The sequence below is a fragment of the Evansella vedderi genome (assembly GCF_030813435.1).
Classification (GTDB): domain Bacteria; phylum Bacillota; class Bacilli; order Bacillales; family Salisediminibacteriaceae; genus Evansella; species Evansella vedderi.
In genome coordinates, this window is sequence record NZ_JAUSUG010000019.1 from 24,594 (window position 1) to 41,508 (window position 16,915).

Here is a 16,915-nt window from a genome sequence, read left to right on the forward strand (position 1 = left end):
AAAGAAAGAATTTTAAATCTAATTAAGATTTTATTAGATTCCATTAGTTTGTTTGAAAAACAAACAATCTATGACCTTATATTAAATGTAAACGCTTCATTTTTCAACTGTTTTTTTGTTTTTTTTACACTTTTTTAAAAAATCCTACTTGTTCGACAATTTAAGTGCTATTTATTGAATATTCAACTCCCTTCCTTCATACCACTGGCAACCACTGTAACATGAAAAGCCCTTTTTATAAAAATGTGTGAGGTTGTAGATGTGAAAATTTTATAAGTTTTAGAAGATAGATTTTATTAGGTTGTTCAAGCGTTTTTTGAATTAATTTTCCGAATAATATTAATCAGACTTTTATCCTGTTACTCTATTTTTAAAATTTCACATATTATACGTAGATTGTACTAAAATCAATAGTACTAAACACACAAAAGTTAAAATACATTTAAAGTTTCATGGCTAAATAAGTATTTTTTCTCATTTTAAATTTAAAATAAGATTTTGAATAAAAACAGCCTTCCTAACAACTTTTTCAAGTCCCTGGAAGGCTGTCCATTCTTTTATTTATCTGAAAGATCTGCAGCAATTTTTTCAAATTTTTTATCATCTAATGTGTAACCAAATTTAAAGATAAGGAAGCAGATAAGACATGCAATGGCTGGAAAGAGTACCATCATGACTTCAATTCCTATTAACGTATCAAGAGTTTGCTCTACATTAGGAACATAACCGATAACAGCTAGCCCCATTGCAGCGACAAACCCAGCGGCTGCTTGAGACATTTTCCTCATAAAACTGTACATTGAATAAGTTGTCCCTTCTTGTCTGACTCCCGTTTTCCACTCTCCATAATCAATAACGTCAGAGATAAATGCCCAAACGAGCATATTCGGAACCATTATACCTAACATACCGATAACTAAAAGGGTGAACACGGTTAAAGGAGTTGTTGGTAAAATAAATAAGAGAGCCATCGCAATCGTTCCAACTAAAAATCCAGCTAATGTAATTGTTTTCTTACCAAACTTCGCTGCTAACTTCGGTATAAAGAGGACGATGACTACTGTACCAACGATATTTAGTACATTGTATATTGGAAATAGCATTTGATTCCCTAAATTATAAGTGAAGTAAAAAAGTCCGACTGATTGGTTTATTAACATTGCCATTAAAATGAAAAAGGACATAATGGATAAGGCTAAAAACGGACCATTTTTCACTACTCGGGTAAACATTTTGAAGTTCATTTTTTCAGGCTTAGCTGATTCAACAGGTTTGATTCGCTCCTTCGTATTCTTATATGTCACAAAATAGCAAATTACAGCAACTACCCCGAACATAGCTACAACAGCAGGATAACCTATTTGTTCAGAAGGAAACAACGAAACAAGAGGAATGACTAGCACCCCAACTGCAAACATACCTACCATGGAACCTAATCCACGGAATGAAGATAAAGCAGAGCGATCCACTGGATTTCTAGTCATAACCGAAGCAAGTGACCCATAAGGAATATTTATTGCTGTATATGCCATACCGAACAAAATATAGGTAATATAGGCATAAATTAGTTTTCCAGTATAGGGAAAATCTGGTGTAATAAATAATAATACAGCCATCACCACTACTGGGATACCAGCCCATTTCATATAGGGTCTGAATCTTCCCTCTGGATTATTTCTACCATAGCGGTCAATTAATGCCCCCATCATTGGATCATTAACAGCATCCCAGATCCTCGCAACTAAAAACAATGTCCCTACCGCTGCAGCGGTTATCCCAAATACATCTGTATAGAAAACTAACAGGTACGTTGTCACCATCGCAAATGTTAAATTATTTGCCGTGTCCCCTATCGCATAGGATACTTTCTCTTTTAAACCTAACCTTTCTTCTGATTTATTGTTTTCTATATTTTCCATAGTAATTACCTCTTTCTGACTTTGCAATTAAATCTCCCCCTGACTTGCAATCGATTTCACAATTGAATTATACTAAATCAGTAGCATTTTCATTAGGATAATATTATCATTTTACGGACTTATAAAGCGCTTTATTTAAATCGCTTTCAAAGATCGTGGGGGGAGGAAATTAAAAATGGAACAACCATATCTTATCGAAGCCGCAATGAAAATATATCATTTAACAGATTTGAATACGTATTTAATTAATGGTGATGGGAAATTAACCTTTTACCATGAACAAATTACAATTCCCTCTTTCATGCCAGGAGCTGATCAGGAAGATATCTTTTACCTCCATAAACAAATGCTTCATAAAGATTATGATTTGTATTCCTATTCAAACAAATGGGGCTTAAACTATTTGGGATATTCCTTTATTTGTAAAGAAGGGAGTAAGTATGCTATTATTATCGGTCCTTATTTAGAACTAACAGTTAACGTTTACAACTTATCTAGAGAATATTTACTAAATAGTAACGAAAGTGAAGAGATACGGACTTTCTGTAATCAAACGAAACTTCTAAATGTAGAAAAAACCCTTAGCTTTGCTAGTGTTCTTCAACATTTTGACAGTATGATTGAAAAAGAAGTTTCAATGAAACACATTCGTTCACAATATAATGAAAGTACTCTATTTGAATCGGTAAATAAGGAAAGTACAGAAAAGATAGAGGTAATAAATTTACGGTATAAAGTTGAATCAGATTTCTTACATGCGGTGGAACAAGGAGATAAAGAAAATGCTATGAAATTAATAAAACATAAAGATCTTTTATTTTCCTTTTCTGACCGATTCCCTAGCCAACCACTGCGCAGAGTGAAGAATTTAGCAATTGTCTTAAATACATTGTTAAGAACAGCTGCAAAAAAAAGTAAGGTCCCTGCAATTATATTGCACCGAATATCAGAAAAATATGCTTTACTAATTGAATACTCGAACCAGTTGTCTGAATTAAAACAATTATACGATGAAATGATCGTCGAATATTGTGAAATTGTGAAAGCGAATTCCTTATCGAATTATTCTAAAGTAACGCAGCAAGTTATTGAATATCTCATGACGAATTATGACCAACAAATTAATATCGAAGAATTAGCCGAGCTTTGTTTTACACACCGAAGTCATTTATCACGCAAATTTAAACAAGAAACTGGCACGACAATAACCATGTATCAACAAAAGATTCGTATGGAAAAAGCAAAATATTTATTAAAGCACGAAAAAATGTCTATTGAAGAAATTGCCTGGACAGTTGGTTACGAAGACTCTTCTTATTTTACAAGAGTTTTTAAGAAAGAATTGGGAATAACCCCTTCACAATTCTTGAAAAAGTTAGCTACTCAGCAATAGATATAAAAAGAATTTAATTGTCATGAATAGTATTTACTTTACTCGACGTAAATACTTAAAGGGTTCTCCAAAGGCTAATAGTATACCTTTAGAGAACTCTTTTCTATTATGATTTATAACCAAATTCAGGAATTTCTTTCCAACGCTTACGTAATTCATGTGCTGCATATTTTGGCTTACGTTCCCTTGTAAAGATACCTTTTTTGTTTCCTTGTACCCTTAAAATTCCTTGGCTCGTTGCAAAGTCAGCGAAATTCCATACTTGCTCACCCACAAAGTTATCAAATTCATCAAAAACTTCATGGTTTACTCTAAGGTATTCCACTTGATATTCTTCCGTAAACATAACCGGGTCCACATCATGCATTCCGGCAACAGTATCTGCGCCATACTCTGTCATAATGATTGGTTTTCCTGGACAACGCTTATTCCATCCTTCAAACTCTTGTCGTAACTTCACTTTTGCAACATCAAAGTCCCCACCTTCAACATACCAGCCATAGTAGCGGTTTAATGCAAGAACATCTAGTAACTCTGCAATTTTATCCGTCTCTGGTGTCGACATTAAATGAGTGACAATCGTTACTGGTCTCTTTTGAGGATCAAGCTCTTTTGTTAATTCCACAAGAGGCTTGAAATATTCATAAGCTCCTTCTTCTTCCGAAGCTGGTTCATTGGCTACAGACCACATCACAACAGATGGATGGTTTTTATCCCGTTCAATAAGCTCTCGAATCACATCTTGATGATGTTCAAAGGTTCTTATCTCTTTCCATGTGTCTCGTTTTTCCGCTGATCCTAATAGTGTAGCTATAAAATTCAAATGGACCCCTACTGCTGGAGTTTCATCTATAACTACAAGACCTTCTCGATCGGCCAAACGCATAATTTCTTCGGAATAAGGATAGTGAGCAGTACGGAATGAGTTCGCCCCAATCCATTTCATTAAGTTGAAGTCCATGATATTTGCTGCTTCACTAATACCTCGTCCATGGATTGGAGTATCTTCATGCTTGCCAAAGCCTTTAAAATAAAAAGGCTTGTTGTTAATTAAAAACTTGCCGTCCTTTACTTCTACAGTTCTTACTCCGAAAGGCAGTTCGTAAATATCTACTGTTTTACCATCCTTCAACAGTTCAACTTTTAGTGTATATAAGTAAGCGTTTAATGGCTCCCATAATTTCACTTCAGGAATCGTAATGGTACCACGATCTCCTTCTCCTACTGCTATCACTGTATCCATTTCGTCTACTACACTCGCCTTAATGGTTACACTATCTCCAACTGTATCAACCTTATAATTCACCTGACCAATTGTATCTTCAAAATCAGTTACAATGGTAACATCCTTTACATATGTTTTAGGCGTTGTATAAATTTTTACTGGTCGATGTATTCCAGCATAATTGAAAAAGTCAAAGTTCGGGGTATTTCGTACTACTTTTCCAAGCTCGTCCACTTCTTTCTCCTGATAATCTCCAACTGGTAATGTGGAGTCATCAACGACATTATTTACAGCGACAGTTAATCTATTTTTCCCTTCAGTTAAATAGCTATTTATTTCTGCTTCAAATGGGGTAAAGCCACCTTTATGTTCCACAACAAGATCACCATTCACAAATACTTTCGCTGTATGTGTTGCAGAACCAAATCTTAAGACTACTCTTTCCTCTTTCAAATAGGTTGGTACAGAAAATTCACGTTCATACCAAATCCAGCCTACATGATTTCTAATCTCCCCAACAACGGCAATATCATTATAGGAGGAAGGAACTGCCATATTCATCGTTTCTGTTAATTTAGATGAATACCATTTTTCTTCCAACCCCTTTCCTTCATCTAGTTTAAAATTCCAAATTCCATTTAAATCAATAACTCCACGGGTATCTGTATTAATAGGATATAACATCATGACACTCCTTTTTTATTGTAAGTGTTTACATTTAAATTATAATCAACTCCCCCCATATATAAAAAGGATATTTGTATCAAAACTAGGATTTTAGTTGCACCTTCTACTAATTCCGCTTACAAAAAAGGCTATTACACTTCATTCCAATGGTAAACTTCCGTCTATACATAAAATGGGCAGGTATTCCGAAAACGAAAAAGAGTTCCCAAATTTCAACGGGAACTCTCCATTATCGCGTCTTATTCAGTTGATACCCCTTACTTACCTAAAAATACTCCTCTAAATAGCTTTGTAAATTATACTGCTTGTTTATTTTCCTGCTTTGCTTCACGTTTTACCTCTGCAATGGCAGCTTGAATTTCTTCCATCTTCTTCCCGTCTAAGTTATAGAACTTCATTGCAAGTAGTGAAATCGCCAAACCTACAGCTGGGATACCAAACATGAGTACTAATGTCATTATCAATAACGATGGTGTTAATGCTTCCCCAATTTGCGGTAATGTATCTGTATAACCGATTGTTGCTACTAAGAAACCAACTATAGCTGGGGCCAAAGATGATACCATTTTATCAACAAACGAGAAGAGTGTTGCTATCATCCCTGGTACATAATGACCAGTTTTGTATGTTTCATAATCAGATACGTCTGCAATCATCGGAATAACAATGGCACTTGATAGACCAGTTAATCCTTTAAGAAGTGCATATAAAATCAAGAATCCAATAGTAGTCAACCCAATGTTCGTAAGTGAAATGGTTGAAGGGTCAATAACTAAGAAATATCCTGTAAGCACAAGCGCAGAGATTAACCCACCCCAAGTTGCTCCTACTAACGCTCGCTTCAAACCTAATTTACCTGCATATTTTACTCCTAGGAACGTAATTAAAATGGTTGGAATAACAACGATGAATGATACTGTTCCACTTAATGCATAGTCACCAAGCAAGATTCCAAAGAACATAACGAATACTACTGGTTGGCGAAGCGCTAAGTTTGCCAACTTATCAGTGGACGCTGCAATTACTAACATTTGCAATGGACGGTTGCTTTTTAAAATTGGCCAATAATCACGGAATCTTACTTTTACTGACTTTTCAGCTAAACCAAAGAATTCTTTACGGTCTTTTGGTGCAATTGCTATAACAGCTAAAATTGTAAATAAACCTGAAAGAACAATAGCATAACCGTTTAATTCTGTGAATAACCCCATATTGAAGTCGCCGTGCTTTGCTATTAAATAAGATGCTACAAAAATTTGTCCTCCAGTAAATATTCCAACATTGTATGTTGCGTCAAAAATGGAGAAAAGGGGACGTTGTTTCGGGTCGTTCGTTAAAACCGTTTGTGCTGCTCTTGTTATCGCAGTTTGAAGTGTATAACCAACAATATAAATAGCATATATGAAAACAAAAAATATAAATTGCATTGATTCTGGTAATAAATGCGTTACATTATACATGATTAGAACAGTAGAAGCTAAAATAATATTACCTATAACCATCATCGGTCGGAACTTTCCGAATCTTGATTCGGTTTTATCAATAATAAATCCAAGGATTGGATCTGTTACTGCATCAAATGCCCGCATTGCTGCCAATATCGTACTTATCACAACTACTGAAAGTCCTGCGATTCCAGTCGCGTAGTATGATACAAAAGCCATAATAAATAAATATAAATTAGTTGCTGTGTTGTTTAATGCGAAAAAACCGATCTGCCACAATTTTGCTCTATGATACTGCTCTATACTATTCACTGCTGTGTTTGCCATTTTTAAATCCCCCTTTAATAGAGTAAATCATTATATAATTTTACAGATGACCTTAAGGAGGCGCTTTCAAAAGAAACAATCGTAATTTTTATGTCAGTAAAGTTTTCTTATTTATTACATTTTTATAACTAATTTGAAATTTTTGATTTGATCTCTATATTTTTGTAATAATCACTTCTTAATACCTATTATCCATTATTTAATAGATAACTCCATATTAAATATTTTCCTTATACTCATTTGTTGAGTTATGGAATCCTTCCCCCTTTAAGCCGTTAACCACTTTAATTTGTTCACCAAACAAATCATCTATAATTAAATACTAAATGTAAACGCTTTAAAAATCAAGGTTTTTTTCTCTTTTTTAACAGTAAAAAATGGTAACCTCCACACAAAGGATACTCCCCCTATTGTGTGGGGCATTTACGCGTTTATCGTGTGATTATAGTTCTCCCTATGGCCCGTTATATCTTCTTTAGGCGGAAAACCAAACATTCGGGAATATTCACTTATTTGATCATTCCAATTCCAGGGACAACAAAATTACATAGATTAGTAGAAAACTTAGGTGTAGTTGTCAATTATTTATTTAGAACAAAAGCGCAATGCGCCTGCCTATCGAAGCGGCAACGATCGGGCAGAAATTTTCTCGAGCCGATGGCGCATGAAGCTAGACGATTATTCAGCTACTGTTATCCACATTCAGAAAAAATATAATTTCCTAAACAACAAAAAGAGGCTGCCTTCAAATGAATTCTTTTTGAAGCAGCCTTTTTTTAACTTTATTTACTAATTGCAATTTTCAAATTTCTAAACAGCCTCTTTATCTGGCTGATTTTTAATTTCTGCAATAGCTTTTTGTATTTCTTCCATTTTCACATCATCTAGTGGATAGAACTTCATGGCAATTAATGAACAAATGTAACCTAACATCGGAATACCAAACATTAAGACTAATGTCATAATGAATAAAGAAGTCGTTAATGTTTCCCCTACTTGAGGAAGCTGATCACGATAACCTATTAGGGCTACCGCAAAACCAACTAGCGCTGGTGCAAGGGATGAGATTAATTTATCAACAAATGAGAAAATTGTTGCAATCATTCCAGGAACATAGCGACCAGTTTTATATGTTTCATAGTCTGAAGCATCCGCAATCATTGGAATAACCATATTTCCAGTTAACGCATTGAAACCCATAGCTAAACAATAAAGAACTAAAAAGGTAATCGTTATAAATCCAAGATTAGATAAAGAGATTTGCTGTGTATCAATCATTAACAAGTAAGCAACAACAACTCCAAATGTAATCAATGCTGCCCACGTTCCCATTACAAACGAACGTTTCAAACCAATTTTTCTTGCTTTTCCGATCCCAAAGAATGTTATTAAAAGCATTGGAACTAATGTAATTAACCCGATCGTACCACTTAACGCGTAATCTCCTAGCATAATACCAAAGAACATAACCCCAACTGCACCTTGTCTTACCATAGAGTTGGCTAATTTATCTGTTGATGCTGCAACAATTAGCATTTGTAATGCGCGATTCCCTTTAATCACTGGCCAATAATCACGGAAACTCGTTTTCACATTTTTGTCAACTAATCCATAATACTCTTTACGGTCTTTCCCTTTAATTGCTATAACTGCGAATACTGTAAAAACTGCTGAAAGAATGATAGCATAATACTTTAGTTCGGTAAATAACCCTAAATTAAATCCACCGTGTTTTGTTACGAGATACATGGCAACAAACATTTGCGCTACAGTAAATAGTATACTGTTATACGTTGCATCAAAAATTCCAAAAAGTGGTCGTTGTTTCGGACTATTTGTTAATACAGTTTGTGCTGCTCTCGTACAAGCCGTTTGAAACGTATATCCAATAATATGAATGAAATAAATACCTAAGAAAAAGATAAACTGCAGTGCATCAGGTAAAAGGTGTGTAACTGTAAACATCACGTAAAGGCTTCCCGCTAAAATGATGTTTCCAATAATCATTAGCGGACCAAACTTCCCAAATCTTGATTCGGTCTTATCAATGATATAACCAATGAATGGATCAGTTATCCCGTCAAATACTCGCATGAATGTTATAATTGTACTAACGACAACAACTGTTAGTCCTGCTACCCCTGTTGCATAATAAGAAACAAAGAACATTACAAAGAAATAAATATTTGTTGCTGTGTTGTTTAAAGCAAAACAACCAATTTGCCACAGTTTCGCCGTATGGTACTTCTCATCATTATTCATTGCTAAAGTTGTCATTATTTTGTCCCCCTTAAAATTATAATTCCCTTTTTTTAGTGAATGCGTTTCCAATCAATTTATTAGTTTGTTCGTCAGACAAACAATCTAGTAATTTAATATTATATGTAAGCGTTATAAAAATCAATCTTTTTTTTTTGGAAAAAATATACTATGATAACTTCTAGAAAATAGCTATGGAATATATACTTTTACATCCATTAGTAAGTAAAGCATTGTAAAGCAAAAATTAGTCATGGATCAGCACAGAAAGTTTTATTAAATACTTTTCATATCCTTTAACAGATAACTCATCTAGTAATATATCCTCATAAAAAAATCCTTTCAAAACTAGATCATTATCTTTCGCATATTTTACTAACCTATTGTAGGTTTTCTCAATACTAGGATAACCTTCATCATGATAGGCAACCAGATAAGTTCCTTTTTGTATTTTATGATTGGCAAATTTTGATTCATCTACTTTTGTATAAAGATAGTCATACTTAACATTTTCTCCATTTAATACGTTTTCGGCACGTCTCATCCATCCTTCAGAGGTGGACGAAATAATATTATGTCCTTCTAAATATTTGTAGTGTAGCTGTATAGAGTCGTAGATGTTTTTATCGTTTGTTAGGGGTTTTGATTCAGTAACAACTATGAATTCATCCTCCTCTTTATATTCAATAATAATATCCATTGTATTTACTTCCATTGCTTCTTTAGTAACATTTATTTTGTCTACAACCAATTTCTTCATTTTTTTGAGTCGATTTATTTTAGCTGTAAGAGCTTTTTCTTCTTTTTCAAGTAAATGAAGAAGCCTTTTCGGTGATCTATTATCAAGAAATTTTTTGATATCCTTTAATGGCATATCTAATTCTTTCAGTACAAGAATGACATTAAAAACATCTGCTTGATAAATTGAATAGTACCGATAGCCGTTAGAAGTAATAATTTCTGGGGAAAAATACCAACCTTATCATAATAAAGTAAAGTATCTTTACTAATATCCATTAATTTCGCAAATTGGCCCGTCGTTAAGTGAACTTGTGGGTTTAAGTTCATAAAATCTTCGCCTCTCCTCTAAATATCGAGTCACTTTTAAAAGTAATGATACACTTTTCTATTTCGAATTATAAAGATGGCACAAACGATAATCGATAGGAATTCGGCTAATGGAATAGCTATCCAAATTCCATTCACTCCAATTATTATTGGCAGTATCAATAATGCAATTAACACGAATACCAATGTTCTTAGTAATGAGATTATAGCTGAAAGCTTCCCATTGGATATGGCAGTAAACAACATCGAAGTAAAAATGTTTAACCCCATGAATAAAAAGCCAATGCAGAATATCCGAAATCCATCTATAGCTATGTTATATACATCGCTCCCCTTTTCTACCATAAATTGGATCAAAAGAGGTCCTAGCCAAAGGGAGAAGCCAAACACAATAACGGAACTAACGCCAATAAATAGCATGCTAATCTTAAAAATACGCTTTAATTGATTGATATTTTGACTTCCATAATTATAGCTTATGATTGGAGCAATACCAACGGAGTATCCCATAAAAATAGGAGTTAGAAAAAACATAACATAAAGCATGATCGTGATAGCAGCAACTCCTTCTACTCCTATAAATTTTAGCATTAAAAGGTTAAAAGCAATGATTACGACTGATAAGGAAAGATTTGTAACCATTTCAGAGGAACCATTGATACAGCTGTTTAGGAGGACTTTCCATTCAACCTTTGGTCTAGTAAAGCGAATCTGGTTTTTCTTAACTAATAAAAAGTACACGATTCCAATAAGTGCTGGGATTGCAATTCCTATCGCAGTTGCAATGGCAGCTCCTACCATTCCCATTTTCATTACAACAATGAATACATAATCCAAAACAATGTTTGCACTTCCACCGATAAGGGTGATGACCAAACTTAACTTAGGTTTTCCTGCTGTCACAAAAAGGGTTTGCAACATAGCTTGGATAATAATCAACGGGCTCATCGCTAATATGATCTTTGCATATATGTACGTGTAAACGAACAGTTGATCACTGGCTCCAGCTCCAATCAGCTCTAACAATGGCCGAATAAATAATAATCCATAACTCATGATTAAAAGACCAAGGACACCCCCACATAATACGATAAAAGTAAAGTTACTTCTTGCTTCCTCGTATTTATTTTCACCCATTTTCTTTGCAATAATGGCGCTACCCCCTGTCCCAAGCATTAAAGCAACGGCAAATATTAATGCATAAATAGGCATGAAAATATTAACTGCGGACAACGCAGTAGAACTTACATATCGTGCTACAAAGATACCATCAACCATTGTATAAATAGAAACAAATACCATTACTCCAATCGTTGGAGCTGCGTATGCTAGTAATGACTTCATTGTATGTTCTTTTTCGATTCCTTTTGAAATAGCCATTATGTTCATCTCCAGTAGTGTAATATCCATTACTCACATCCTAAAGGATGGAGTTACACCACAGTCAAGAGAAAAATTCAAGCAAAAACACATGCAATTTCACATAGGAAACCACATGTGTTTTTTATTGAACATCCACTTTTAAAATCTCTTATTCATACGAAAGACCGAACCCAAAGCTATATATATTACCGTTTTCTGATTTGTAAGCATAAGAAGATCCTTTTGCATATCCAGGAACATCTCCTGCACTATTATCAAGGGCTTCCTGGTTTGCAGGAAGTGTAAATGGCATTTTTCCTGCTGGATTATACTTCCCACGAAGAATATCAACTAACGGTTCATATTTTATACCAAAAGTACTTAATACAGCTGCAGCTTTTGGTTCAATTTCATCAATAAGCCAAGGGTTTGTCATATTTATTGTTAAGATAGTTGGGACCTTTTCTTCAATTGCCTTTATTTTCTTAACATCAATGCCTGTATCTGGTCCTAAAGCAACAGTTAGAGGGGCATCTGGACGATCAGGAACAGTATTTGGAACAGCAAATAGAAGTGCATGAGTTGCATTGTTAATATCATCTGTTATGTTTATAGCAGTATCATAATTAGCAATGGATTCCTTAAGCTGTTTTGTCTGTTTATCCGCATCAACCTTTGTAAATACCTCAACATATAATTTTACCTCTTTAATATTTTCATCGTTTAATGGTAATACACTGTCATTTCGTAATAAAACTATTGATTTCCGATGTGCATCATCTGCCTTTTGCTGAGAAACAGGATCTTTTGCTATAATCTGAGCTTGTTCAGGCTCGACATACGGGTTTTCAAATAGCCCCAGTTCCATCATCTCTGTTAATAAATGGGTAACTGACTGGTCAAGTATTTCTTCGGATACTAAACCTTTTTTTACAGTATTAATTAAGGTAGAAGGATCTGCTTCATCAGAAAAGATATTTACACCAGCTTTCAACGCTTTTGCATATCTTTCCTCTACTGATAAATCCTCTACTCCCCAAGGCATCATATTTATAATCCCTGTATCAGAGTTTATGTAGCCATTAAATCCAAGCTCTTCACGCAAAATATCATGTATAATCTCTTTGTTAAAGGCAAAACCAACTTCTTCAAACGATTGACCGTCTTTTAATTGAGGCTTACTATACTCATTACTTGGATACGAATAGTAAGGCATTATAGAAGTAGTTCCAGCTTTAATAGCTGCTTTAAAAGCGGGTATATGATATTTATACAAACTTCCAGGTGTAGGATAAGGATTAAAACTTCCCCATTTATAGTGGGGATCATGTCCCTTATGACGCGCTCCACCACCAGGGAAGTGCTTTGTTGTCATAGAAACACTATTAGGTCCTAGCTTTTCTCCTTGGAATCCTCTTATCATAGCAGTGATTAATTCAGATACTAATTCAGTATCTTCACCAAATGTACCGTTATAACGCATCCATAGAGGGTCAGTTGCAATATCAGCCATATATCCATACGCTTTATGAATACCGGATGCTCTCCATTCTTTTGCCGCCATTTCTGAAAATTCTTTAACTATCTCTGCATCTCCAGTTGCAGCAAGCCCTAGTTCACCAGGCCACAGTGAAAATTCACCTGCAGCTTCCATAAAGCCTTGAGCTATATTACCTTTATGATTTCTTGGGTTTGAAACCATTACAACAGGAATTCCTAATCTTGTACTTTCTGCTACTTCCTGAATTTTGTTTGTCCAAAGGGCTAAATCATGTGCAGAAGGGTTGTCACGAATAACAAAATAACGCAAATTTAATTCTTTAATTCCTTTTGTTGTCCCAGCTTTTTGCAAGATTGGTTTTTCTAGTTCATACGTCTCATCGCCAGGCTTGGCAAAAAAATTGTGTTTAATAATCAATTCCGTTTCGTTTAACAGACCGCTTTCATCTGTCTCAGAAGGCCCATCATATCCAAAAAATTTTATTGCCTTACTATTAGGCATAAATTGGGAAGAAATAGTCATTAACCCTGCCTTTTCTTCTAAAGACATCCTAGACAATAAATCTTTTACACGTTCTTCAATTGGTAGCTCCCAATTTTCATAGGGATCTAATACACCATTACCGTTTAAATCACGAAATTCTTTCCCATTAATCGTTAAAGTATTTTTTATACGGCTTTCTACTTTTGGATTTCCCACTTTTTCAGTCATTAACTCTCCTCCTGCTCGTTCTCATTAGATACTTTCTTAATATATTATTTTAAAATATGAGTATCCCCTTTACTCAGTATTCGTTTACTCAAATAAATTATAGTTCTTCTTGATGTTGATGAGCTCTGCGCGAATTTGCTTTCCGCGGGCAACGCTTTAGCCTCCTCGTTCCTGCGGGGTCTTCTGTCTCTTCCTCTGCTAGTAACCTGTCGAGACAACTCGAAGCTAAGTCGTGAAGTAAACGCTCGAAGCAATCAGCGAAGCCGTTGCAAGTTTTTAAAGCCTGCTATGAGTGGTTTTTTCATAGCAGGCGCGCAACGCGCGGAGCGATTGCTATTTTCTCAGCGAAAAATATATGACTTTTTCAGTGGCCTCGTTGCTTTCCCGCTGGAGTCTCATTCGCTCCGAGCTCATCAACATCTGTATTAGCATGAATTATAATCTTTCTGAGTTAATGGCAAACTCATTTTTAAAAATTTCTGGCTTCGTGTTTCTATAAGATTTAAAGATACATTTAATTTAACCTATTGTAAAAGTTTTAAAAGTTCAAATTGCAACTCAATTAGACTTCATGCTATTACAAGAGAAAATAAGCTACAGTAATCCCAATTCCCCCTAATAGAAAAGCAAATGGTAAATTATCTAAGGTAATTCGATATGGGTTTTCCTTTAAATTCATGGAAGTTAAAGTGACTAATAAGCCGTAGGTTCCTACTGTTAATGTAGCAACAGCGCTTGTAATAAAAACGATGGCAACACTAATTGGATTAAGAACTCCATATAAAGGGCTGATTAATCCTCCTAAAATTCCAATAGTAGCAATAGGGTGAACTCCAAACATACTTAAAGCAATAAAAATTATGAGTATAATCAAAAATAAGACCATAGGATAATCCCCAAAATATAATAATGGTCCTTGCAATTGATTTATAAAGGAAGAGCCATCAAGGGTACCTGCAAAAAAGGAAAGGGAAACAAACAGGACAATAAAATTGTGCATGTTATTCGTTTTTATTTTCCAATTGTTCCAGCCATGCTTCCAAAACCTTCGTCCCCTTTTAAGGAAGATTGCCCACAGTAAAGCAAAGGGAAAAATAAGTAATGTCACCGTTAAGATAAAGTCTAGCTGAAAGAGATTTCCTAAAAAAATCACCAATATTAAAAATAGAACGAGAGCACTTATAAAATGAATGAGCTTCCTTACAATAACTTTTCTATCCGTCTTTATACATACTGCAGAATTTAATATTTCGTAAGGATATTTTTTAAACTGATAGAAGCCCCATAAGGAATCTATGATAAAAGTAATAGCTGAAATAAAAAACAGCCAAAATAGCACCGATACAAAAGTTACACCCGTTGTAAAGATGGAAACGGCGATCATTATTTCTAAAGGGCTCCACATTAATGCTAAGGAATAACCTCTTATTACCGCTTTATTAATAAATGCATTCCTAACTAATTTTTCTTGAGCGGCTAAGTTGCCTTTTAAGACTTCCTGTGAGATGGAGACAGCTGATAAATTTAGGAACGCTGCTAAAGTTAAGGTTGAAGCAGAGCTACGAGGATAAAGACTCCCTAAATTGGATACATTTAATTTCAAGAGTTCGTTTAATGTACGTTCAAATCCCCCAGTTTTCACAACACTATTCATCCACGGCAGCATGGCCAAAAGCGTTAATAGGGAGAGATTGGAAGTTAACATAGGAGGGATAACAGCGATCGATTGCCCCGATTTTACAAATAATAGTGTACCTAATAATAGAAAGAAACACCCCATTATCCGAAATAACTTGGAAGCACCAATAAAAGCAATAAATAACATAATAATTGCAAATATCCCTAATATGTAATTTAACCTAGCATTTCCTATGAATAAATTAACAATATTCCCAACAAAGATAATAGAATAGAAGATATAAATATGTTGCAAATAATTTTGTAATTTCATGGTTTACCTCTGTACTTATTTAGGTTCTCATTTTATTTGTTTATCAAACAAATAAAATGAGAACCTAATCTAATCATAGACCTCTAACCTTATAATTGCAAGAAAGAAACTAAAATTATATTATAAAAACATCCTCCCTATAGGAACCAGGATGGATGTTTTTCTTTTTGAATTTGCATGTATAACTCTACTTCGTTTTTGGGAGCCACTCTCCGTATTTCGGAAGACTATTTGTCTGTGTAAATTCATCCACTTCACGAAGTGCTTCTAAAATTTTTGGCATATCTAACGACTGGACAACTTCATTTATTGCCTCAACACCTTTTTCTGCAAGTACTTCCCTTTCTTCCTCCGTCCTTATTAATGGTGTATAAGCATGATCTGCTGGCTTGTCAAAATAGAAACCTACGGATCCAGATTGATAAGCAAGATGAGAAAGCTTAGAGGAAGGATGACCGCCCATTTTTTTCATACACTCTTCTAAATCATAGCTAACTGATTCCGATTCTGGTACGTTTAATGGAACATCTTCCAACCGTCCCATTACGGAATAACAGCCTACAAGCATTTCATTTATTTTATCAAATGGATTTTTTGGCGGATTTTTTTGCACGTTACTTATAGCGGTAATCATATCCATATAAAGTACAGGTGCTTTAGTCTTATCAAAGAAATCCCTTACCATGGAACTGACAGTAAGATATGCCGGGCCATGTAAGCTTACATACACTTGGCGTCTAAATCCTTGATTCAACAGGGATTGGGCAAGTTTATCTAAATAAGCCATTCCATCTGCAATGCTCATCTGTATGGTTCCGCGGCCAACAGGGGTTGCTCCAGCATAGAAATACGGCAAGTTATGAAGTACTAAACCATCTGTAGCCTCCGCCATTTTCAATGCAAAAGCCTCTGCAAGAACCGTTTCACAATCAAGTGGCAAGGCTCCGTGTGTTTCAATTGTACCAACAGGAATATAAATAAGATCATTTCTCTCTAAGTAATCTTCCACTTCACCGTTTGTTAATTTCGTTAAAAAACGTGAGCGGATCTCTTTCTGACATATACAA

The 16,915-nt window shown here is 34.7% G+C and carries 11 protein-coding genes; 1 reads left to right on the forward strand and 10 read right to left on the reverse strand.

Annotated elements, in window-relative coordinates; translation table 11 throughout:
* Positions 1–557: 557 nt before the first annotated feature.
* Positions 558–1,946: a glycoside-pentoside-hexuronide (GPH):cation symporter gene (locus J2S74_RS20120; protein WP_307329267.1), complete on the reverse strand. Its 1,389-nt coding sequence runs from the start codon at positions 1,944–1,946 to the stop codon at positions 558–560.
* Between the two features lie 148 nt (positions 1,947–2,094).
* On the opposite strand from J2S74_RS20120, the gene J2S74_RS20125 reads away from it, so the two are divergent.
* The gene (locus tag J2S74_RS20125; protein WP_307329269.1) at positions 2,095–3,312 is read left to right on the forward strand and encodes a helix-turn-helix domain-containing protein; all 1,218 of its coding nucleotides are present in this window, start codon (positions 2,095–2,097) and stop codon (positions 3,310–3,312) included.
* A gap of 106 nt (positions 3,313–3,418) precedes the next feature.
* Here the strand turns inward: J2S74_RS20125 and uidA are convergent, their stop codons facing one another.
* The 9 genes from uidA to J2S74_RS20170 all read right to left on the reverse strand — a co-directional run bounded on the left by uidA (position 3,419) and on the right by J2S74_RS20170 (position 16,911).
* Positions 3,419–5,221 (reverse strand): beta-glucuronidase, encoded by a 1,803-nt coding sequence (gene uidA, locus J2S74_RS20130; protein WP_307329272.1) that lies wholly within the window; start codon positions 5,219–5,221, stop codon positions 3,419–3,421.
* Between the two features lie 299 nt (positions 5,222–5,520).
* A complete protein-coding gene (locus tag J2S74_RS20135; protein WP_307329275.1) occupies positions 5,521–6,996 on the reverse strand; it encodes an MFS transporter in 1,476 nt (491 codons plus the stop codon).
* An 810-nt stretch (positions 6,997–7,806) separates the two neighbouring features.
* Positions 7,807–9,273 (reverse strand): MFS transporter, encoded by a 1,467-nt coding sequence (locus J2S74_RS20140; protein ID WP_307329278.1) that lies wholly within the window; start codon positions 9,271–9,273, stop codon positions 7,807–7,809.
* A gap of 229 nt (positions 9,274–9,502) precedes the next feature.
* Positions 9,503–10,213: a GyrI-like domain-containing protein gene (locus tag J2S74_RS20145; protein WP_307329480.1), complete on the reverse strand. Its 711-nt coding sequence runs from the start codon at positions 10,211–10,213 to the stop codon at positions 9,503–9,505.
* Entirely contained in the window at positions 10,141–10,323 is a 183-nt protein-coding gene (locus J2S74_RS20150) for a MerR family DNA-binding transcriptional regulator (protein ID WP_307329280.1), read from the reverse strand. The genes J2S74_RS20145 and J2S74_RS20150 overlap by 73 nt, the downstream gene beginning before the upstream one ends.
* Before the next feature lie 36 nt (positions 10,324–10,359).
* Positions 10,360–11,733, reverse strand: a complete 1,374-nt coding sequence (locus tag J2S74_RS20155; protein ID WP_307329282.1) for an MATE family efflux transporter — start codon at positions 11,731–11,733, stop codon at positions 10,360–10,362.
* A 121-nt stretch (positions 11,734–11,854) separates the two neighbouring features.
* Positions 11,855–13,897: a glycoside hydrolase family 3 protein gene (locus tag J2S74_RS20160; protein WP_307329285.1), complete on the reverse strand. Its 2,043-nt coding sequence runs from the start codon at positions 13,895–13,897 to the stop codon at positions 11,855–11,857.
* A 577-nt stretch (positions 13,898–14,474) separates the two neighbouring features.
* Complete coding sequence (locus J2S74_RS20165; protein WP_307329288.1) at positions 14,475–15,848, reverse strand: hypothetical protein; 1,374 nt, start codon at positions 15,846–15,848, stop codon at positions 14,475–14,477.
* A 187-nt stretch (positions 15,849–16,035) separates the two neighbouring features.
* On the reverse strand, positions 16,036–16,911 hold the full coding sequence (locus J2S74_RS20170) for a creatininase family protein (RefSeq protein WP_307329482.1): 876 nt from the start codon (positions 16,909–16,911) through the stop codon (positions 16,036–16,038).
* Positions 16,912–16,915 lie beyond the last annotated feature (4 nt).

Bases quoted from the DNA above. Each gene is read 5' to 3' on its own strand.
- J2S74_RS20140 (WP_307329278.1), bottom strand. From the start codon at position 9,273: ATGACAACTTTAGCAATGAATAATGATGAGAAGTACCATACGGCGAAA.
- uidA (WP_307329272.1), bottom strand. From the start codon at position 5,221: ATGTTATATCCTATTAATACAGATACCCGTGGAGTTATTGATTTAAAT.
- J2S74_RS20150 (WP_307329280.1), bottom strand. From the start codon at position 10,323: ATGAACTTAAACCCACAAGTTCACTTAACGACGGGCCAATTTGCGAAA.
- J2S74_RS20165 (WP_307329288.1), bottom strand. From the start codon at position 15,848: ATGAAATTACAAAATTATTTGCAACATATTTATATCTTCTATTCTATT.
- J2S74_RS20125 (WP_307329269.1), top strand. From the start codon at position 2,095: ATGGAACAACCATATCTTATCGAAGCCGCAATGAAAATATATCATTTA.
- J2S74_RS20155 (WP_307329282.1), bottom strand. From the start codon at position 11,733: ATGGATATTACACTACTGGAGATGAACATAATGGCTATTTCAAAAGGA.
- J2S74_RS20160 (WP_307329285.1), bottom strand. From the start codon at position 13,897: ATGACTGAAAAAGTGGGAAATCCAAAAGTAGAAAGCCGTATAAAAAAT.
- J2S74_RS20135 (WP_307329275.1), bottom strand. From the start codon at position 6,996: ATGGCAAACACAGCAGTGAATAGTATAGAGCAGTATCATAGAGCAAAA.